Annotated in this window: 21 protein-coding genes; 14 read left to right on the plus strand and 7 right to left on the minus strand. The window is 39.5% G+C overall.

The window, feature by feature from the left end; translation table 11 throughout:
• Nucleotides 1-16 precede the first annotated feature (16 nt).
• Genes pyrF through ASG38_RS10275 form a run of 3 tightly spaced genes read left to right on the plus strand, consistent with a single transcriptional unit; the run spans nt 17 to nt 2,033 of the window.
• Nucleotides 17-829 (plus strand): orotidine-5'-phosphate decarboxylase, encoded by an 813-nt coding sequence (pyrF, locus tag ASG38_RS10265; RefSeq protein WP_056070141.1) that lies wholly within the window; start codon nt 17-19, stop codon nt 827-829.
• Nucleotides 830-834: 5 nt separating this feature from the next.
• Nucleotides 835-1,230: a DoxX family protein gene (locus ASG38_RS10270; RefSeq protein WP_056070143.1), complete on the plus strand. Its 396-nt coding sequence runs from the start codon at nt 835-837 to the stop codon at nt 1,228-1,230.
• Nucleotides 1,227-2,033, plus strand: coding sequence for an ABC transporter substrate-binding protein (locus ASG38_RS10275; RefSeq protein ID WP_056070148.1), 807 nt, complete (start codon nt 1,227-1,229; stop codon nt 2,031-2,033). The genes ASG38_RS10270 and ASG38_RS10275 overlap by 4 nt, the downstream gene beginning before the upstream one ends.
• 211 nt (nt 2,034-2,244) lie before the next feature.
• Here ASG38_RS10275 and ASG38_RS10280 read toward each other — a convergent pair whose 3' ends face one another.
• Entirely contained in the window at nt 2,245-3,000 is a 756-nt protein-coding gene (locus ASG38_RS10280; protein WP_056070150.1) for a DUF4197 domain-containing protein, read from the minus strand.
• A 167-nt stretch (nt 3,001-3,167) separates the two neighbouring features.
• Here ASG38_RS10280 and ASG38_RS10285 point away from each other — a divergent pair, with 167 nt between their 5' ends.
• The 3 genes from ASG38_RS10285 (at nt 3,168) to ASG38_RS10295 (ending at nt 9,051) form a co-directional block, all read left to right on the plus strand.
• Nucleotides 3,168-4,649: a catalase gene (locus tag ASG38_RS10285; RefSeq protein WP_056070152.1), complete on the plus strand. Its 1,482-nt coding sequence runs from the start codon at nt 3,168-3,170 to the stop codon at nt 4,647-4,649.
• Between the two features lie 237 nt (nt 4,650-4,886).
• Nucleotides 4,887-8,327, plus strand: a complete 3,441-nt coding sequence (locus ASG38_RS10290; protein ID WP_056070153.1) for a methylmalonyl-CoA mutase family protein — start codon at nt 4,887-4,889, stop codon at nt 8,325-8,327.
• A 190-nt stretch (nt 8,328-8,517) separates the two neighbouring features.
• Entirely contained in the window at nt 8,518-9,051 is a 534-nt protein-coding gene (locus tag ASG38_RS10295) for a hypothetical protein (protein ID WP_157486142.1), read from the plus strand.
• Between the two features lie 73 nt (nt 9,052-9,124).
• Here the strand turns inward: ASG38_RS10295 and ASG38_RS10300 are convergent, their stop codons facing one another.
• The 6 genes from ASG38_RS10300 to ASG38_RS10325 all read right to left on the minus strand — a co-directional run bounded on the left by ASG38_RS10300 (nt 9,125) and on the right by ASG38_RS10325 (nt 14,556).
• A complete protein-coding gene (locus tag ASG38_RS10300; protein ID WP_056070164.1) occupies nt 9,125-10,312 on the minus strand; it encodes a DUF3570 domain-containing protein in 1,188 nt (395 codons plus the stop codon).
• 19 nt (nt 10,313-10,331) lie between these two features.
• Entirely contained in the window at nt 10,332-10,547 is a 216-nt protein-coding gene (locus ASG38_RS10305; protein ID WP_056070167.1) for a DUF4266 domain-containing protein, read from the minus strand.
• Between the two features lies 1 nt (nt 10,548).
• A complete protein-coding gene (locus ASG38_RS10310) occupies nt 10,549-11,472 on the minus strand; it encodes an FAD:protein FMN transferase (RefSeq protein WP_056070169.1) in 924 nt (307 codons plus the stop codon).
• Nucleotides 11,473-11,484: 12 nt separating this feature from the next.
• The gene (locus tag ASG38_RS10315) at nt 11,485-11,919 is read right to left on the minus strand and encodes a thioredoxin family protein (protein WP_056070171.1); all 435 of its coding nucleotides are present in this window, start codon (nt 11,917-11,919) and stop codon (nt 11,485-11,487) included.
• An 86-nt stretch (nt 11,920-12,005) separates the two neighbouring features.
• Entirely contained in the window at nt 12,006-12,695 is a 690-nt protein-coding gene (locus ASG38_RS10320; RefSeq protein WP_056070172.1) for a VIT family protein, read from the minus strand.
• Between the two features lie 46 nt (nt 12,696-12,741).
• Nucleotides 12,742-14,556 carry a hypothetical protein gene (locus ASG38_RS10325; RefSeq protein WP_056070174.1) on the minus strand — a complete coding sequence of 605 codons (1,815 nt, stop codon included), beginning with the start codon at nt 14,554-14,556 and terminating at the stop codon, nt 12,742-12,744.
• 217 nt (nt 14,557-14,773) lie between these two features.
• On the opposite strand from ASG38_RS10325, the gene ASG38_RS10330 reads away from it, so the two are divergent.
• From ASG38_RS10330 to ASG38_RS10365, 8 genes are all read left to right on the plus strand, one after another.
• Nucleotides 14,774-15,241, plus strand: a complete 468-nt coding sequence (locus tag ASG38_RS10330; RefSeq protein ID WP_056070177.1) for a GyrI-like domain-containing protein — start codon at nt 14,774-14,776, stop codon at nt 15,239-15,241.
• A gap of 21 nt (nt 15,242-15,262) precedes the next feature.
• On the plus strand, nt 15,263-16,018 hold the full coding sequence (locus tag ASG38_RS10335; protein ID WP_056070179.1) for an AraC family transcriptional regulator: 756 nt from the start codon (nt 15,263-15,265) through the stop codon (nt 16,016-16,018).
• Between the two features lie 32 nt (nt 16,019-16,050).
• Complete coding sequence (locus ASG38_RS10340; protein ID WP_056070181.1) at nt 16,051-17,211, plus strand: NAD(P)/FAD-dependent oxidoreductase; 1,161 nt, start codon at nt 16,051-16,053, stop codon at nt 17,209-17,211.
• 20 nt (nt 17,212-17,231) lie between these two features.
• A complete protein-coding gene (locus ASG38_RS10345; protein WP_056070183.1) occupies nt 17,232-17,804 on the plus strand; it encodes an AAA family ATPase in 573 nt (190 codons plus the stop codon).
• 117 nt (nt 17,805-17,921) lie between these two features.
• A complete protein-coding gene (locus tag ASG38_RS10350) occupies nt 17,922-18,284 on the plus strand; it encodes a cupin domain-containing protein (protein ID WP_056070185.1) in 363 nt (120 codons plus the stop codon).
• Between the two features lie 5 nt (nt 18,285-18,289).
• Nucleotides 18,290-19,168 (plus strand): AadS family aminoglycoside 6-adenylyltransferase, encoded by an 879-nt coding sequence (locus ASG38_RS10355; protein ID WP_056070188.1) that lies wholly within the window; start codon nt 18,290-18,292, stop codon nt 19,166-19,168.
• A 44-nt stretch (nt 19,169-19,212) separates the two neighbouring features.
• A complete protein-coding gene (locus ASG38_RS10360; RefSeq protein WP_056070191.1) occupies nt 19,213-20,085 on the plus strand; it encodes an alpha/beta hydrolase family protein in 873 nt (290 codons plus the stop codon).
• Between the two features lie 100 nt (nt 20,086-20,185).
• Nucleotides 20,186-20,809 carry a hypothetical protein gene (locus ASG38_RS10365; protein ID WP_056070194.1) on the plus strand — a complete coding sequence of 208 codons (624 nt, stop codon included), beginning with the start codon at nt 20,186-20,188 and terminating at the stop codon, nt 20,807-20,809.
• Nucleotides 20,810-20,820: the final 11 nt, after the last annotated feature.

Here is a 20,820-nt window from a genome sequence, read left to right on the forward strand (position 1 = left end):
CCAACTACACAACACCATGACAACACAACAGCTAACCGAACAAATCCACAAAAAAAAATCCTTCCTTTGCATTGGATTGGATGTTGATTTGAATAAAATTCCCCAACATCTGCTCCATACGGAAGACCCGATTTTTGAATTCAATAAGGCTATTATCGATGCTACTCATGATCTGGCTGTGGCCTATAAGCCTAATACAGCTTTTTATGAAGCCTACGGAATCAAAGGATGGATTTCACTCGAAAAGACAATCCGTTATATCAACGAGAAACATCCGGAAATTTTTACAATAGCCGATGCCAAGCGTGGTGATATAGGAAACACTTCTTCCATGTATGCCAAGGCTTTTTTAGAAGACATGGCTTTTGATTCGGTTACAGTGGCACCTTATATGGGCAAAGATTCTGTTGAACCATTTCTGGCTGTGAAAGATAAGTTTACAATACTTTTGGCGCTGACTTCCAATGAAGGTGCTTTCGATTTCCAGACAAAATCAGTTGATGGGAAAGAGCTTTACAAGCAGGTTATCGAAACGTCAAAACAGTGGAAAAATTCCGAAAACCTGATGTATGTTGTAGGAGCTACCAAAGCGGAATATTTTACAGAAATACGAAAAATAATACCAACAAGCTTTTTGCTGGTTCCGGGAGTAGGTGCCCAGGGCGGAAGCCTTTCGGAAGTCTGCAAGTACGGAATGTCTGAAAATGTTGGATTGCTCATCAATTCGTCAAGAGGAATCATTTATGCTTCACAGCAACAGGATTTTGCAGAAAAGGCTAGGGAAGAGGCCCTTAAAATACAGCAGGAAATGGAACAAATTCTAAAATAGTTGTTATGGACAGGACTTTTATTCTTCGTTTTGCAGTCGCCTTTATCCTCATCATGCATAGTGTGCCGGGAATGTTCAATAATGGGATCCATGAGTTTGGAACCTTTTATCTGAATACAGTTGGATTTGCTCCTTATGGAGTTTTACTGGCCTGGTTGATTAAGCTGTCACACGTAGTTGCGGCGGTATTGCTTTTGCTGAATAAATATGTCAAGATTGCTTCTATCGTTACTATCTTCGTTTTGATTATGGGCATTATCATGGTTCATTATCCGGAAGGCTGGTTTGTGGTTGGCGGCGGAAGAAACGGCGTTGAATTTAACTTCCTTCTTATTTTTGTGCTTTTGGCAATTATGTTCCCGGAAGGGATAAATAGTAAACTTTCAAAAAATAACCATTGAAAACGTACAGCGACCAATTGGGCAATTCGCATACTTTTGAATCGGTTCCCAAAAGAATAATTTCCCTCGTACCATCGCAAACAGAGTTGCTGTTTGATTTAGGACTGGAAGAAAATCTTGTGGGAATTACCAAATTTTGCATTCATCCTTACCATCTGAAATCAACCAAAAAGATTATCGGAGGAACCAAAAAGGTGCATTATGAAAAGATAAAGCTGTTACAGCCCGATATTATTATCGCCAACAAAGAAGAGAATACGGAGGAAATTGTAGAAGAATTGCGTAAAATCTGTACGGTTTGGGTCACCAATATCCTTACTATTGAGGACAGCCTGCAGATGATTTCAGATTTTGGACAATTATTTAATAAGCGAACGGAAGCTCAGAAGTGGATTGACAAAATACAATTTGCCTTAACCGATTTTCAAAATTTTATCAGAGACAAAGAAGAGCAAAAAGTAGCCTATTTTATCTGGGCTAATCCTTATATGGTAGCGGGAGGCGATAATTTTATCAATGAAATGCTAAAGCTGAACAAGTTTGTCAATATTTATGATAATCATCCAAAATACGAAGGCAGGTATCCGGAAATTGTGATTCAAAAAATGAGAATACAAGGTGATCCGGATTTGATTTTGCTATCCTCAGAACCTTTTCCTTTCAAAGATGAGCATGCTTTTGAATTGGGACGTTTTACACATCATGCCAAGACTGTTTTTGTTGACGGCGAAATGTTTTCCTGGTATGGAAGCCGAATGGCAAAAGCCTTTGATTATTTTAAAAAGCTGCATTCTAATTTATAATCTATTATCAGAAACTATAACTGTCAGCTGATATAATAAAAAAGCCAGTGTTCCTAAAAACACTGGCATTTTTTTTCTAACTAACCCTAACCAAATGAGAAAACCATTAATCTCTCTGCAAATGTCCAACTTTTTTTGGAGCGTATGTGTTAAGGCAATGTTATTTATATGTTATTGATTACTAATTTTTTAAGGGTCTGTTTTGTCCTTCTTAATCCTGCATGGCAAACACCTTTTTTAGTAGTGGAGAAGTACGGGCTCCAATATCGGTGCGGATTTTTTTCTCCTCCACAGAAATCATCTTAAACACACCTTCCATAGCTTTATCAGTCACATAGTCGTTAAGGTCAGGATTCACTTTTGTGACCAAAGGAATCGTATTGTATTTTTTAATGATACCTTCCCATACCTTATCAGCACCTACATTGCTCAATGATGTTTTTACAACAGGATTGAATTTTGTGTAGAGTTCGGTAGAAGTTGCACCTTGTAGATAAGTCGTTGCGGCATTTTCATTGCCTAAAAGAATGTTTTTTGCATCGGCAAACTTCATGTTTTTAATGGCACTTACAAAAATAGGAGTTGCTTCTTTTACGGCATCTTCAGCTGCGCGATTCAATACTTTAATTCCTTCGTCAGCCAGGCTTGACAATCCCATAGAACGTAAAGTCTTGTCCACTTTCTGTAATTCTTCCGGGAAGAGAATTTTTACGGCTTCGTTTTTATAAAATCCGTCCACAGCCGTCAGTTTGGTTACCTGTTCCGTAATTCCTTTTTGAAGTGCTTCTTTTAGTCCGGCACTAATATCGGTGCTTCCCAATAGGCTGCCGGTTTTTTTAGAACTTGTTTTAGTTTGTGTTTTTTCTGTTTTCGATTGTACCTTTTCGGTTGCCTTTTTGATAAATCCATCCAATTGTGCAAAGCAGGTTGCAGGTACTAAAAACGCCACTAGTAATAATCTTTTCATGAGAGTAAAGTTTTTCGATTCAAAGATAATCAAACATCATACCGTTTAATAATATAGTTAAAAATTATTAAAATATAAAAACAATCAATTTTGTTTATCAAAAAGGATTGTTTAAATTTGAGTAAAACAAACTGATAATTAGGTACTAACAACAAATAATAAAAATTATGAAAGAACACAACAAACTCACCACAGCCTCAGGAAAGCCTTATGCCGAAAACGAAGATTCACAATCAGTAGGACCCAGAGGGCCACTTTTGCTTCAGGATTTTATCCTGCACGAAAAAATGGCTCATTTTAACCGGGAGCGTATTCCGGAAAGGGTAGTACACGCAAAAGGATCGGCAGCTTTCGGAACTTTTACTGTAACACACGATATTACGAAATATACCAAGGCAAAAATCTTTTCACATATAGGAAAAGAAACAAAACTTCTGCTTCGTTTTTCTACTGTTGGAGGTGAAAGAGGTTCGGCAGATACGGAAAGAGACCCAAGAGGATTTGCGTTGAAATTTTATACCGAAGACGGAAATTGGGATTTGGTAGGAAACAATACGCCTGTATTTTTTATCAAGGATCCGAAAAAATTCGGAGACTTTATCCATACCCAAAAACGTGATCCTTATACTAACTTGAAGTCGCCTACCATGATGTGGGATTTCTGGTCGTTGAATCCGGAAAGTTTGCATCAGGTTGCAATATTAATGTCTGACAGAGGAACTCCATACGGTTACCGCCATATGCACGGATTTGGAAGCCATACTTTTTCTTTTATCAATAAGGATAACGAACGATTCTATGTAAAGTTCCATATGCTTACCAAACAAGGCATTAAAAATTTTACGGATGCCGAAGCAGCAGAAATGAAGTCAAAAGACATGGATTTTGCTCAGAGAGACCTGGTTGAAAATATTGACAAGGGTAACTTTCCGCGTTGGGACATGAAAATTCAGGTGATGACCGAAGCAGAGTCAAGAACCTACCATATTAATCCGTTCGACCTTACAAAAGTTTGGCCTCATGCCGATTATCCGCTAATTGACGTTGGTGTTATCGAACTCAACAAAAATCCGGAAAACTATTTTCAGGATGTAGAACAGGCCGCCTTCGCTCCGGCACATGTCGTGGACGGAATAGGATATTCGCCAGATAAGATGTTGCAGGGAAGATTGCTTTCTTATCCGGATGCGCATCGTTACAGATTGGGTGCCAATTATGAGCAAATTCCGGTAAACAGATGTCCGTTTGCTACAAACAATTATCAAAGAGACGGACAGATGCGTATTGATGGAAACGGAGGCAGTGCTCCAAATTATTTCCCAAACAGTTTTGACAATATTGTTGTTGACCAATCGTATAAAGAACCTGCATGGGCATTGGAAAGTAATGTAGCGGGTTGGTATGACCGCAATGCTGAAGGTGAAAACGACCATTACACACAGCCGGGTAATCTTTTCCGCTTATTGGAACCGGAACAGCAAAAGAATCTGATTAGCAATGTAGTGGGGGCAATGTCAGGCATTGAAGGGCCAAAAAGAATGGAAATCATCAACCGCCAGCTTTGCCATTGGTTCCGGGCCGATCCGCGATTAGGAATGGGAATTGCACAAGGATTGGGAGTTGAAGTCGATCCGACCATGATGAAATAAGAATCCTAAATAAACAGGATTTTACAGATAAGTCAATATTTTAGAGTTTTGACCCCCTGGGCCCTTTCGGTAATTTTCTACCGGAAGGGCTTTCTTTTTTTAACGTTTCCGCACCCTGGCAGGGTTTTAAACCCTGCCAGGGTGCGGAAAGGTTGTTCAGTTAAAATACTTAATAAACACTTCGAAATTTTTAGGAATTTCGTAAATTGCCGACCTTAAAAAGACATATATTTCAAAATGGAACAAGCCAAACCTTATATTCCTAAAAATAAAGTAAGAATTGTAACAGCAGCAGCACTTTTCGACGGACACGATGCTGCCATTAATATTATGCGACGCATTATCCAGTCGACAGGAGTCGAGGTAATCCATTTAGGACATGATAGGAGCGTTGAAGAAGTTGTAAATACAGCTATTCAGGAAGATGCCAATGCCATTGCCATGACTTCTTATCAGGGTGGGCATAATGAATATTTTAAATACATGTATGATCTGCTTAACCAAAAAGGAGCAGGCCATATCCGAATTTTCGGCGGAGGAGGCGGAGTTATCCTGCCGGATGAGATAAAAGAATTGCAGGAATATGGAATTACGCGAATCTATGCGCCAGATGACGGACGTGAATTAGGACTGCAGGGAATGATTAATGACCTTGTTCAGAAATCTGATTTTCCGATTGGCGACAAGCTAAACGGAGAGGCCAAACATTTGGAAGAGAAGAACCCAACGGCAATTGCCCGTCTTATTTCTTCAGCAGAAAATTTTCCTGAAATTGCAAAAGAAACCCTTGATGCGATACACAAACAAAATGAAACCAGCAAAATTCCGGTTCTGGGTATTACAGGAACAGGTGGAGCCGGTAAATCATCTTTGGTTGACGAATTGGTCAGAAGATTTTTAATTGACTTTCCGGAAAAAACAATCGGTTTGATTTCGGTTGACCCTTCAAAACGTAAAACTGGCGGAGCACTTTTAGGAGACAGGATTCGTATGAATGCGATCAACAATCCACGTGTTTATATGCGTTCTTTGGCAACAAGACAGTCCAACCTGGCTTTGTCCAAATATGTTGCAGAAGCCATTCAGGTACTCAAAGCTGCTAAATACGATATTATCATATTGGAAACTTCGGGAATCGGACAGTCAGATACCGAAATCATGGACCATTCCGATGTTTCGCTCTATGTGATGACTCCTGAATTTGGAGCCGCTACGCAGTTAGAAAAAATCGACATGCTTGATTTTGCAGACTTGGTAGCCATTAATAAATTTGATAAGAGAGGTTCGCTGGACGCCTTGCGTGATGTCAAAAAGCAATACCAGAGAAACCATAATCTTTGGGATGCCAATCCGGACGATCTTCCGGTATTTGGAACCATTGCTTCCCAATTCAATGATCCGGGCATGAATACGCTTTATAAGGCAATCATGGACAAGATTGTTGAAAAGACAGAAGCCGATCTTAAATCCACATTTGAGATTACGCGTGAAATGAGTGAAAAAATCTTTGTCATTCCGCCGCACAGGACACGCTATTTATCTGAAATTGCAGAAAACAACAGAAAATACGATGCAGTTGCTTTGACACAACAGCAGGTAGCACAAAAATTATACGGTATTTTCAAAACTATTGAATCGGTTTCAGGTAAAACCCCGGAATTGACAAAAGCCGGAATAAATGATGATTCTGTTTTGCCAAGCGCAGTAGAAGAACACAACGAAACCAGAATCTTCCTAAACCTTTTGCTCAACCAGTTTGACAAAGTAAAGATGGATTTGGACCCGTATAATTGGGAAATTATCTTTACCTGGGATGAAAAAGTAAACAAATACAAAAATCCTGTCTACACTTTTAAAGTACGTGACAAGGAAATAAAGATAGCAACACACACGGAATCCTTATCACATTCGCAGATACCGAAAGTAGCCTTGCCGAAGTATGAGGCATGGGGCGATATTCTAAGATGGTGCCTGCAGGAAAATGTGCCGGGTGAGTTTCCGTTCACTTCCGGATTATATCCGTTCAAACGCGAAGGAGAAGACCCGTCAAGGATGTTTGCCGGAGAAGGAGGACCTGAAAGAACCAATAAGCGTTTCCACTATGTGAGCGCAGGGCTTCCGGCAAAAAGACTTTCTACTGCTTTTGACAGTGTAACATTATATGGAAATGACCCGCACCTAAGACCGGATATCTACGGAAAAATTGGTAATGCAGGAGTATCTATCTGCTGTTTGGACGATGCCAAAAAATTATATTCAGGATTCAATCTGGCACATCCGCTGACTTCAGTAAGTATGACCATAAACGGTCCGGCTCCGATGTTGTTGGGATTCTTTATGAATGCTGCAATAGACCAACAATGCGAAATTTACATCAAGGAAAATAATCTGGAAGACGAGGTTGAAGCAATCATAGCCGAAATCTATAAAAAGAAAAATATAGAAAGACCGCGTTATAACGGAACACTTCCTGAAGGAAACGACGGTTTGGGACTGATGCTTTTAGGAGTAACCGGCGATCAGGTATTGCCAAAAGATGTCTATGAGCAGATCAAGGTTAGAACTTTATCACAAGTACGTGGAACCGTTCAGGCAGATATCCTAAAAGAAGATCAGGCACAAAATACCTGTATCTTTTCGACAGAATTTGCTTTAAGGTTAATGGGTGACGTACAGGAATATTTCATTGCCAAAAATGTACGTAACTTCTACTCGGTATCTATTTCAGGATACCACATTGCAGAAGCCGGAGCCAACCCTATCACACAATTGGCATTCACGCTTGCTAACGGATTTACCTATGTAGAATACTACTTGAGCCGTGGTATGGACATCAACGATTTTGGTCCGAACCTTTCGTTCTTCTTCTCGAACGGAATTGACCCGGAATATGCCGTAATTGGACGTGTAGCCAGAAAGATTTGGGCGAAAGCACTTAAAAATAAATACGGTGCCAACGAAAGAGCACAGATGTTGAAATACCATATCCAGACATCAGGCCGTTCATTGCACGCTCAGGAAATTGATTTTAACGATATCCGTACTACATTACAGGCATTGTATGCTATTTATGATAACTGTAACTCGTTGCATACCAATGCATACGATGAAGCGATCACCACGCCAACTGAAGAATCGGTGCGTCGTGCCATGGCAATCCAGCTGATTATAAACAAGGAACTTGGTTTGGCTAAAAACGAAAATCCGATACAGGGTTCTTTTATTATCGAAGAATTGACTGATCTTGTAGAAGAAGCTGTATTGCAGGAATTTGACAGGATTACAGAAAGAGGAGGCGTATTGGGAGCTATGGAAACCATGTACCAGCGTTCTAAAATACAGGAAGAAAGTATGTATTACGAAACACTGAAACATACTGGGGAGTTTCCTATTATTGGCGTAAATACTTTCCTGAGTTCCAAAGGTTCGCCAACGGTTATTCCTGCCGAAGTTATCCGTGCCAGTGAAGAAGAAAAACAATTCCAGATTCACACTCTGGAAAACCTGCACAAAGCCTATGGCGATAAAATGAAAGAACAATTGGCTATCATTCAGGATGTAGCTATCAACAACCAGAATATTTTTGAACAGCTTATGGAAGCAACCAAAGTGTGTTCATTAGGCGAAATCACTGCTTCATTGTTTGAAGTAGGTGGACAATACAGAAGAAATATGTAAGAACATATCACATAATTGCCAAAAAAAAGACCTTCATCGAAGGTCTTTTTTTATTAACCACCCACTACCCACTACCGACTATCCACTGTCCACTGTCATTGGTAGATTAAAAACGTTATTGGTCTATTACTTGTTTTTTTGACCTTATTGAATGCCTAGCTTCGTTTCATAAATTTAAAATAACCTAAATATGAAATCAATTGCAAAACTCAGTATTCTTTTATTAATGATTTTAGGAACAAGTATCATCTCCTGTTCCGATGACGGAAAAGATGGAGTAGACGGATTAAATGGAATGGATGGTGAACCCGGAACAGCCAATGTAATTTATAGTGACTGGCTCGAACGCCCCAATGGAACAGAAACGACGATTGATGCAACTTCTGGAATGTTATATACTTATTCTGTACCTCAGATAACCAATGAAATTTTGAATAGTGGTACCGTTCTGGTGTATATGCAATTTAATGGTGCAGATATTTTTGCCTTACCCTATACTTCAAGGGCAGGTGGTAATATAAATACAATAGAGGCCATTACTGCTTTAGGAAATCTGAAAATTTTCAGGTATCGTCACGATGGAGTAGCGCCTGTCATTTCTGTTGGCTTTGGTGTTAAATTTCGTTATATTATAATCCCTGGAGGAACTCCCGCCGCCAGATCTATAAATTTAAGAGACAGGAGCTATGAAGAGGTTTGTGAATTATTGGCGATACCGAAATAAAAAGTATTGACTTGACGTAACTAAAAAATCCGAAGCTAGCTTCGGATTTTTTTAACTCTATTCTAATTCTCATTTATTTGTATCTGATGTTGATGCTGACAATATCAGAATTTAAATTATTGGAACGGGCATAATGTCCGTAACGTATTTCCAGCATATTAAGATGCTTGATACCAAAAATGCCATTAACCGGAGTCAGTCGAAGGCCAAGACCAATAAAACTGCTGTCGAATTTTGAAAGGTCATAATTGCTGGTATAAAAATCACTTTGGAGATTGTGCATTTCATAGCCTTTAAAATACTTGGCAGCTGTTTGCGTATAATATCTGTAAAATGGAGAAACGGATACGAATGATGTGATTTTTACCGGTATTTCAATATCGGCTGTATGAGACTGGATTCCCCAATCATCAGTATAAAACCGGTAATAACCCCTAATAATCACATTATCACCTAAAAAATAACTTGCTCTGGCAGCCAGCGGTATCTTAAGGCGGCTGTCCGGAAGTTTTTCCTGATGTACTGAACCGTCAGTAAAATATACTCTGTGAAATGGCAGTGAAAGATAGCCTTGCTGCGATATCAGATCAGCCTGAAACATTACCTGGAAGTTTTTGTTAATGATCTGCGAATAAGTGAGTGACCCAACAAATGTATTTCGGGAAGCATTGCCAGAATCATCAACATTGGGTAATCCGCGAAGTTCTATAGGAGCAAGTAGTTTTACCTGATCAAGATAAGCCTGAAATTTTACTCCAAATTCGCCATTTCTGTCTTTGGTTTTTTGTGAAAAACTCACATTTCCTCCAAAAGACTGGTAATCATACTCTGTAGAGGAAGAAACCCCAATACCCAATGTACGTCCTTTTTCTTCATTTTCTCGGATATAGTTCAACGAAGGATATACTCTTATGTCAGAAGACGATGCAGACGAATTGGCATTAAGATCTATCTTGTCTGAAGAGGCAGAACTATAATGGTCGACACCTACTTCAACATCAAAATTATGTTTGATATTATTCTTGCCGTATTTTACCACCCTGAGGTCTATCGCATTGGATATATCAGTAAGTTTTTCTGTTCCCAATCCTCCTGTAACAGCTGAATTGTCTCCATTTTGTCTGTAATAGCTGGACACAAGATTTATCTCATCGACTTTAAGTTTTTTAGGCTTATATGCGGTCGAATCTGCCTGTTCATTTTGGGCATAGGCTTTTAAAAGTCCCAGCAGAGCAAAGCCGGTTATAAAAACTCTTTTCATTTTGTTATACAGTTAGGGATTAATTGCAACCGCATCCGCCACCACTTTTTCCGGCATTGGCACCAGATGAGCCTTCCCTGTAAGATTGGAAGCTCAGTTCGGTTTTTTCGACTTTCCGGTTAGACAATGCCATTTCGGAATCGTTTATCTTATTTTTTTGGTACTCTTTAACGGACGAGCACCCGGCAGTCATCACTATACAGCATGCTGCTATCCAAACGGGGAGATTTTTCATTTTATGTAAGATTTATATTTTTTGAAGTATATAGCTGGTTGTCATCATCAATAATGATACAGTGCAGTTCCGGTATCTGGTTGACGAGATAAAGCCCCGCTTTTATGCCCATGACAGCGATGGGAGTTGCCATTGCATCGGCAAATTCAGCATTGCTGCTGATTATTGTAACACTCTTAATTCCTGATATGGGTAATCCTGTTTTAGGGTCTATGGTGTGCGAATATTTTTTTCCGTTTATCATGACATATTTTTCATAATTACCGGAAGTTGCTACGGCTTTTCCGCTAATGTCTAAATAGGAAAAAATGTCTTCCGGAAAGTCAGGGTTAGATATTCCTATTCTCCACGGTCTTCCTGAAGGCTGATGTCCCCATGCGCTAAGGTCGCCACTGGCATTTATGATTCCGCTCCCTACGCCTTTTTGCATTAATAACCTTTTTGCCATTTCGGCGGCATAGCCCTTACCAATACCTCCAAATCCAATCCTCATGCCTTTATTCCTGAGAAATACGGTACTGTTTTCTTTATCAATAAGAATATTTCTGTAATCAATAAGATGTACCATTTTCAGGGCTTCTTCACGTGAAGGAAGTTGAGTCATATTCCTGTCAAAATTCCAGAGTGTTTTGTCAATGCTGCCATAGCTTATGTCAAAAGCACCTTGCGTAATTTTTGAAATTCCGATGCTTCGTTCAATTAATTCTACTACTTCTGTATCAACTTCTACAGGTGAAATGCCTGCATTGTTATTGATTAGGCAGGTCTGACTATTCTCATCAAAAGTAGTAAGCAGTCTTTCTATACGCCTTATTTCTTCTATGGCAGTATTGATATGTGATTCTGCCTCTGTTTTAGTAGGGCTTACTACCGTTATGGTAAATTGATTCCCCATCAGCCTTAGCGATTGTGAAAATTCCAGCATGGTGCCTGTTTCTTATTTGTGAGAGTCACAGATATTTTTGATTTCCTTTGTCCATTTTTCGACAGAAACTTCAGGTTTTCCAACCCATGACTTCAGCACTTTGCCATTTGAATCCAATAATAGAGTGAATGGAAAATTGCCTTGCTTGTTGTATTTTTCAGCAAGTGCTTCATTTTTTTTGATTTGTTCGGGAGAGAGTTGATTTTTCTTTTTTCTTGGAAAATCAGCATTAAGCAGAACAAGATTATCCTTTGCCATAGACACGAAGGAATCGTTTTCAAAATAGTCCCTTTTAGTAGCTACACAGGGCGCGCACCAGTCAGACCCTGAAAAATTGAGCAGGATTAGTTGTTTTTTTTCTTTGGCATCTTTTTGGGCGGTGTCAAAATCTGTTTCCCATTTTAAAGGAACAAATGCCAGCAAGAATAAGAAGGTGAAAAGTTTCATCGCTATACAGTTATCGTTATAGCAGATTAACGTAATAGCGTTCTGAAAATGTATTGCTGTTTCCTTAAGATTGGCTTAAGATTACCTTACGAAGTCTGAACACCAAAAGCATAGCCGACAAGCGCTGAAGCTACCATGGCAACCGTTCCCCAGATACAGATACGGGCCACCGATTTTATTTTATTTGAACCGCCGGCTTTTGCAGCCAATGTTCCCGATAGGGCTAGAAAAATAATAGCAAATCCGTATTGCAAAAACACCATATACTTCAACGGGGCAAAAATTGCTACCAAAAGCGGCAATATTCCTCCACAAATAAATGCCAGGGCAGAAGCCAATGCTGCCTGCATAGGCCTGGCCTGAGTAATTTCATTGATTCCAAGCTCATCACGGGCATGGCTTTCGAGTGCATTATGTGAGGTGAGTTGCAGGGCCACTTCTTTTGCGAGTTCAGGAGTAAGTCCGCGGGAAATATAAATTTGCGTGAGTTCTTCCAGTTCCGATTCAGGCGTTTCTTCCAATTCTTTCATTTCCCGTTTCAGGTCGGATTTTTCGATATCGCTTTGTGAGCTGACAGATACATATTCTCCCGCTGCCATAGAAAGCGCGCCAGCTACCACTCCAGCCAAAGCAGCCAGTATGATAGGTGACCTGGTTTCGGAAGCAGCAGCTATTCCAATAGCCAGACTCGTGGTAGAGAGAATTCCATCATTGGCTCCTAATACCGCAGCCCTAAGCCAGCCGCTACGGGTTATGTAATGTGTCTCATTTTGCATATTTCACTATTTTAATATAAATATAGCAAAGGTTTTGTTTGTTTGGTTAACTTGTCTGAAGATTCTCAAAAGAAACCTGACCTGTTTCAATTGCCTCAATTTCTTTACGCAGGTTGTTCCACGGATGGGTGTCAGTTCCTAAAGAAACAGAAAGAAATAACTTCTCATAATAATCAATTCCGGAAAGCAGGTTTTTTTGAAATGTTGTCCATTTCTTAAATTGGGCTGGAGTTGCAGTGCTATGGTGTAGGGCTATTTCTTTTTTCAGATAATCAATATAAAGCTGTATTTCTTTTAGAAACAAATTTGGACGGTTTGGAAAATCCATTACAGAATCATATCCGTAGATGTGACGTAGCATGTCCTGTAATGAAACTTCTCTGTTAAAATAGGCCATGTTAGGTCCCGGACAAATAACAACACCTTGTGCTTCACCTTTAACGGTAATACCATTTTCAAGATAGGACGCATTGGCGAGTCCAACACAAAGACAGGCTTTTTCGGTAATATTGAACTTTGCCTGTTCATAAGCCATAGCCGTGAGTTCAGATTTTCTGTTTTCCAACATTTCCAGTTTATGAGATTGGTATTTTAGGGAAGCCGTACAAATTCCCTTTTTATCTAGTTCTCTGTCCAATGCCAGGTATTTTTTAGGGCAGGAGCTTCCCGGTCGCCCAGCTGTAATGCGATGCTGTTTTAGCTGTTCATTGCTTGTGCCGCGAATTGTATTAAAAGGAATGCCCAAAGGAGATATATGGCTCAGATAAAGGTCTTTTTCTTCTGCTTTCGCCAATAATAATCGGGTGTCATTATCTACAGAAGTAGCTTCAGGAACCAACAGGAAAGGCGAGCCCCAGCCTACAGAATCCATTCTATAATGATGTAATAAAAAATCATGTTCTTCAGCAGTACCTACGCCGCCCTGAGCTGTAATTTTTAAAGGAAGCGGATGGGATGGCGCGGGAAGTCCTTTTTGTTCAAGTGCTTTTGCCATCAACTCGTGTGATGTTTGGATGAGTTCTTTTCTTTTTGTTCTGAATTCTTCCAATATTGGACCTAAAAGAAAACCTTCGGTGGCAAAGGCATGTCCTCCGCAGTTCAGTCCCGATTCAATGCGGTATTCAGAAACCCATAAGCCTTTCTTTGCCAGAAAATTGCCTTGTATTAATGCTGAACGGTAATCACTGACTTTCAATGTAATTTTCTTTTCGAGTTTTCCTTCTGTATCCGGAAAAAAACAATTGAAACTTTCAAGATAGCTATACAGTCTTGGATTCATACCTGCCGAAAATACTATTGAAGATTGAAGCTTACTGTTTGCAAATCCCCTCAAAGCGGCATGCGCATCATTAAAATCAATAGACAGGGCTTCTTTTTTATCATAATTTTCTCTGTCAACTTTAGTCATGATATTGACATCAATAGCTCCGGGTGTGAAATGTTTTTCAAGGAAACTTTTGATGCCCTGTTTCAATTCGGAACCATTCTCCAAAAGCTCCTGTAAACTTCTTTTAAAATCGGATTGGTTCGGAAGCATACCCAGAAAACGTTCCAAAGCCGGACGACTTTCTGAAAGTTCGCGTTTAAAAGCCTGAAACTTTTCCTTTACAACATGGTCCATCATATCCAGATAACTTTTAATGCGTTCGGCACGATAGTCATGGATTTTTTTTGTAATTTCCTGATAAGGCAAACAAAATTTCTTGCTGTAAAAAGCATTCATCTTTTCAATAAGTTCATCGTCTACAATAGAAACTACGGAAGAAATTCCATAATGAGCCACCCGGATTGGACTGTCAATTGTAAAAGAAAGTCCCATTACAGGAATATGAAAAGTATGTACAGAAGTATCAGGCGCCATAATGCATATTAATTTAAGATAGCTGCAAATATGGATAAACCAATTGTCGTAAAAGATGATAAATGTCAGTTTTGGAAAAGCAGATGAAAGGTCACAGCGACATATCCCATTTATTTTATTAATTTCGTAAGATAATGTGATTATCCGGTTTAGAAAATAATAATCTTTTTTTCTGGAACACACTAATATAGGAGCTTCGAAAAATAACATACAACAAATGGAAACCGGTAAAGCAAACTTCCTACTGATAGGCATTCAACTTGATAACAAAACAACCAATAAAGATGGTCAGGCTGCCATAGACTGTGGCGGACTTTGGCATCAATTCGAGACGGAAAAGAGATACGGCCAGATAGGAGGTAAATTAGGTAATGAAATCTATGCTGTTTATTTTGACTATGATGGCGACCATACACAACCGTATTCCTATTTCATAGGCTGCAAAGTAGCAGAAGGTACGGCAGTTCCGCAAGGATTCAAAAGTCTGAAAATACCGGCACAAACCTATACTCAAAAAATAGCCAAAGGCGTCATGCCGGCCTGTATTGCAGAAGCATGGAGAGAAATATGGAAAGAAGATGCCAATTTGAACAGGGCCTATCAATATGATTTTGAAATATATGATGAACGCTGTGCAGATTGGAACAATGCAGAAGTGGATATTTTTCTTTCCGTAAAAAAATAACCTAACGACCATCATTAAAAAATGGACGGTCCGTTTAAATATAAAATAGTAAAACCCGATTCGTCGATTGCCGGATATGTTGAAAGCTTTTGGGAAATCAGGACACCTTCCGGAGAACCCAAAAATATCATAGTATTGCCAGACGGGAGGATTGATATTATTTTTTCATATTCCGATACCGAACCATTTCGTGCCGTTCTTTTAGGGTTGGAAACGGAAGCTTCACAAACCCTGATGCAATCAGGAAGAACCATGTTTGCGGTTAGCCTTCGCCTTTTAGCGGTTGAATATCTTTTAGAAGCCAGCGTTTCATCTTTGCTTAATGGCGGACGTCTTCTTCCGGAAGGTTTCTGGAATATTGCCAAAGAAGACCTTTCCGATTTTGATGCTTTTTGCAACAAGCTAACCGGAAAAATACAAAGCCTTATTAAAACAGTACCCGATAACAGGAAACTCAGACTGTTTGACCAAATATACACTTCAAATGGTACGTTAACGGTGAAAGAACTTTCTGAAAAGGCCGGATGGAGCAGTCGCCAGATGAACCGTTATTTTAGCCATCAGTTTGGATTGCCGTTAAAAACCTATTGCAATATTTTGCGCTTCAGAGCTTCCTTTAAACATCTCAAGGAAGGGAAATTGTTTCCCGAACAGGATTTTACAGACCAGGCCCATTTTATCCGTGATGTAAAAAAGTTCTCCGGTGTGCTTCCCAAAGAATTATCCCAAAATAAAAACGACCGATTTATACAATTTTCCACCTTGAATAAGAAATAGTTTTGCCTTGATAAAACTAAATCTTTAAAATCATGGTAGTTAAAAACAAAAAAATAGCAATTATTGGTGGTGGACCTGGAGGATTGACACTTGCCCGACTGCTGCAACAAAAAGGGGTTGATGTAACAGTATATGAAAGAGATGCGGGAAGATTTGTAAGAGTACAGGGAGCCACGCTCGACCTTCATGACAATTCAGGCCTTAAAGCACTCAAAGAGGCCGGACTAATGGAAGCGTTTAAAAAATATTACAGACCTGGTGCCGACAAGATGCGTATTGCGGACCAATATGGTAACCTTGTTTACGACCAGCATAACGAACCTGATAATATGGCTGATTTTGGACACGAACACTTCCGCCCTGAAATAGACCGTGGTCCTTTGCGTGATTTGCTCCTTGATTCGTTACGACCGGAAACAATAGTATGGGATAGTCATATTACAGCATTAGAAAAGGAAAACGGTATCTGGAAGCTTGTTTTTCAAAATGGAAAAACAGAAAGAGCAGACCTGGTTATCGGGGCAGATGGTGCCAATTCAAAAATACGTCCTTATCTTACAACTATCAGGCCCTTCTATTCCGGAATTACAGTCGTAGAAGGTAGTCTTTATGAGGCGGCGGAAAAAGCACCCCGAATCTATGAAATGGTTAAGGGCGGAAAAGTTTTTGCCTTTGGTAATCAAAAGTCACTTATTGTAAGTGCAAAAGGAGATGGAAGTCTCTCTTTTTATACAGGTTGCAAAACACAGGAAACCTGGGTACGCGATAGCGGTATTGATTTTAAGGATAGCCAATCAGTAGCAACCTGGTTTCGTACAGAATTTTCAGATTGGGATGAAATCTGGCTGGAATTATTTGCAACGGAAGGTACTTCTTTTGTTCCGCGTCCGCAGTACTGTATGCCGTTAGACCAGACATGGAAAGCCCAGGCAGACTCTACTCTGATTGGTGATGCAGCACATTTGATGCCACCCTATGCCGGAGAAGGCGTAAATATGGCAATGCTTGATGCCCTTGAACTCAGCAATTGTCTTACGGGAACAGATTTTTTAGATATCAAAGAAGCAATTGCCCATTATGAAAAGCAGATGCGTAAAAGAGCCTCCGAAATTGCAAAAATGACATTAGAACAAACCGAAGCCCTACATTCTGAAAATGCAATCTCCCATATGTTGGAATTGTTTAAAGAATAAATGGGAATAATGATAATGAAATGAAATACCAAAACGAGAACTTTTATATTCTTACCGGCGGTCCCGGTGTTGGCAAGACATCCGTTTTAAACGAACTGGAAAAAAGCGGTTACACTGTTATGCCAGAAACAGCACGTGCAATTATCAAAGAACAGATGGCAACTGGCGGAGAGGCATTACCCTGGAAAAGCAAGGAGATTTATATGCAGTTAATGGTAGAAGCTTCTGCTGAAAGCTACCGTGAGGCTATTTCTAAAAACAGTCTGCTTCCCGTTTTTTTTGATAGGGGAATTTTGGATGCAGTCTGCTATGCCCGAATGGTAGGTTTGGACCTGTCAAATGAAATACAGGAAATAGCAGAACATTATCAGTATAATACAAAAATATTCATCTTCCCGCCCTGGCAGGCTATCTACGAAACAGATGAGGAAAGAAAACAGGATTGGAAAGAAGCCGAAGCTACTTTTGAAGCCATGAAAAAGACCTATCAGGATTATGGTTATGAAATTATAGAAGTGCCAAAAGATACCGTTGAGAAGAGGAAGGAGTTCATAATAAATAGGATAAAACAGAATACATCTGATGAAGATTAAGTCAGAAGAATAAGTTTGAATTGGGAAAGGGATATTAAATTGACTGATAACGATTGGAAAAGAGTGGGTTCAAACAAGCGTTATTTTTTATAACTTCGTCTTTATAGTCTGAAGAAAATGGAAAAAGTAACTATCGCCCAAAAGCTTTCTTTATTTAACGATTACTGGAACCCAAGAATTGTTGGAGAATTGAACGGGCAACATGTCAAACTGGTAAAATTTCAGGGTGAATTTGTATGGCATAAACACGACAATGAAGACGAAATGTTTTTGGTGGTCAAAGGCCAATTCAACATGGAATTTCGGGATAAGACCGTTGAACTCAAAGAGAACGAATTTTTGATTGTACCACGCGGAGTTGAACACCGGCCTGTAGCGCCACAGGAAGTATCTGTTTTGTTGTTTGAACCTGCATCGACACTTAATACAGGCGATGCAGAAAAAAGCGACCTTACAAAACGAACCCTGGATACGATTTAGCAACAATGGAAAACAAAAGAGAAACCCAATTAATGGAAATCATGGATTGGGCGGCATCGAATGATGACATCAGGGCGGTGCTACTAACAAGTTCGCTTGTTAATCCCTATGCTCCGGTAGACCAGTTTAGCGATTTGGATATTGAGTTTGTCGTGAGTAACCTGCAACAGTTCTTGTCAGATGATAGTTGGGTAGAGAATTTCGGCAAAAAAATAGCCATGATTGTAGAAAACGAAGAAGCATTTGAAGGCAAACACGCCATGCGCATGGTTTTTTATGAAGATTATACCAAAGTGGACTATAAAATCTATTCCGTAGATAAATTTCTCGAAGAAGTAAACAATGAAGAATTGCAGGAAGATTGGGATGTAGGCTATAAGGTACTGCTGGACAAAGATGGTATTACGAAAAAAATGAAGCCGCCAACCTATAATGCGGTTATGGTTAAAAAACCTACAAAACAGGAGTTTACAATCCTATTTAATGATTTTTGGTGGGACATGACCTATGTGGCGAAATGCCTGTGGCGCGATGATCTTTTTTATGTCAAATTCATGCTTGAAGACAATATGAGAACGCAATACTTCCAGAAAATGATAGAATGGCATATAGGGCTGGAGCACAACTGGAATGTATCAACCAATAAAAAAGGGAGATTGTTTAAAAAATACCTTTCTCCCGAAATGTGGAAAAAGATAGAAGCCACTTTTTCCGGCAGTGACATACAGGACAATTGGCGTGCCTTGTTTGCCTATGCAGATATAGGTACAGAACTGGGAACCGTAATGGCGCAAAAGCTGGGCTATGTATATCCGACAGAACTTGATTCTAAAATAAGAAATTATCTGAATCACGTAAAATCAATGGAAAGTAAAGATAGCTAACGACTGCAACCATCAACGGAATTATCAACCTGAAAAATAATGTTATGAAAAATCTGAAATTACTATGGAGTGCCATTTTCTTATTCTATGGGTTGGCCTCTCAGGCAGCAAAGGTAGACACACTTGCAATTCCTAGTGTTGCCATGAACAAAACCTATAATGCGGCAGTTGTCCTTCCTAATTCATATGCAAAAAGCAAAGCGAAATATCCGGTTGTATATTTGCTGCATGGTGCTTACGGACATTTCAGAGACTGGTTAAATGCTACATCAAAAAACAGTACGGTTAAGAATTTGGCAGACCAGTATGATATTATCATTGTCATGCCGGAAGGCGAAACGTTTAGCTTCTATCTGGACAGTCCCGTCAATAAAGGCAGCCAGTTCGAAACCTACATTACTAAAGAAGTTGTACAGAAAATAGACCAGACCTACAGAACAATCAATGAGAAAAAAGGCCGGGTTATTACCGGATTGTCAATGGGAGGACATGGTGCGTTGTATTTGTCAGCCAAACACCCGGACATATATGCGGCGGCCGGAAGTATGAGCGGAGCTGTTGACATGGGAACCATGAAAAATATGGGAATCGATACACCGGAGAGAATTGACCAATTGATGGAACCTGTTTTTGGGCCTCAGGGCGCACCTCAGGAAGTATATGCTGCACATGCAGTGTTGAATATGATAGATAAAATGAAAGCAAACGGCCTGCCTCTCATTATTGACTGCGGTTTCGATGATTTTCTGATTGGGCCTAATAGGGAATTACACAGGAGATTGGTTTACAGTAAGGTGCCGCATGATTATACAGAACGGCCGGGTGCCCATACGTGGGAATACTGGGAAAATTCCTTGCCTTATCATGTGTTATTTTTTTCCAAAATATTTAAAGTAAACAACGCAACAGCCCAATAAGCCTTAATAATAAAGAAATAACAGTTTCTTAAAAAACAAAATAAAAAGTTTTTTAGAGCGTTCTTTGTAGTATGCTATCAAAAACAAGCATGCCCTGATAATGAAATTTTTACAAGCACTATTTATTCTATTTGCAGTCAATGCAACCGCACAATCAGAATTAGGAATTGGAATTGCAACTATAAAATATACAGGTAACTCTGTTTTGAATTTGTATGCAGCCGCTTATGATAAAGAGCCAAAACAGGTTATCCAGTTTTACCAGGACGAAGTAACAGGAAGCCCTGACATACGCGATATTGAGTCCGTTGAAAAATGGCTGAAACCGGAAGGTTTCTTTTTGGACTATGACCAATTGGTTTTCCGATGCAAATCAGAAGAACGTTTTTGGATTGAGGTAATCGTAAATAACGAAACCGGTGAATCTTACTGGATAAGAAAGACAAAATCGGTTGACTTGGATACCTGGGAAGGTTTTCTGAAAAATGCATTTATGATTTCCCGAAATTCTTTCCCGCAAGAAATCAAAGCACAACCTAATGATTCAGCCAGAACAATTCCTTTTGATGGCGAAGATTGCTTTCAGGTCAAGTCTATGAAAGGCGACTGGATTCAGATTTTTACGGGCTCGCATTGTGATGATGACGGAAATCCCATAAAATCAGGATGGATTCGTTGGAAACAAGAAAATGAGATATTAATTGATTACTTTTTGACATCTTAGAAAGAGGGGCC

Origin of the sequence: Flavobacterium sp. Leaf359 (genome assembly GCF_001423985.1) — a bacterium.
GTDB lineage: Bacteria > Bacteroidota > Bacteroidia > Flavobacteriales > Flavobacteriaceae > Flavobacterium > Flavobacterium lindanitolerans.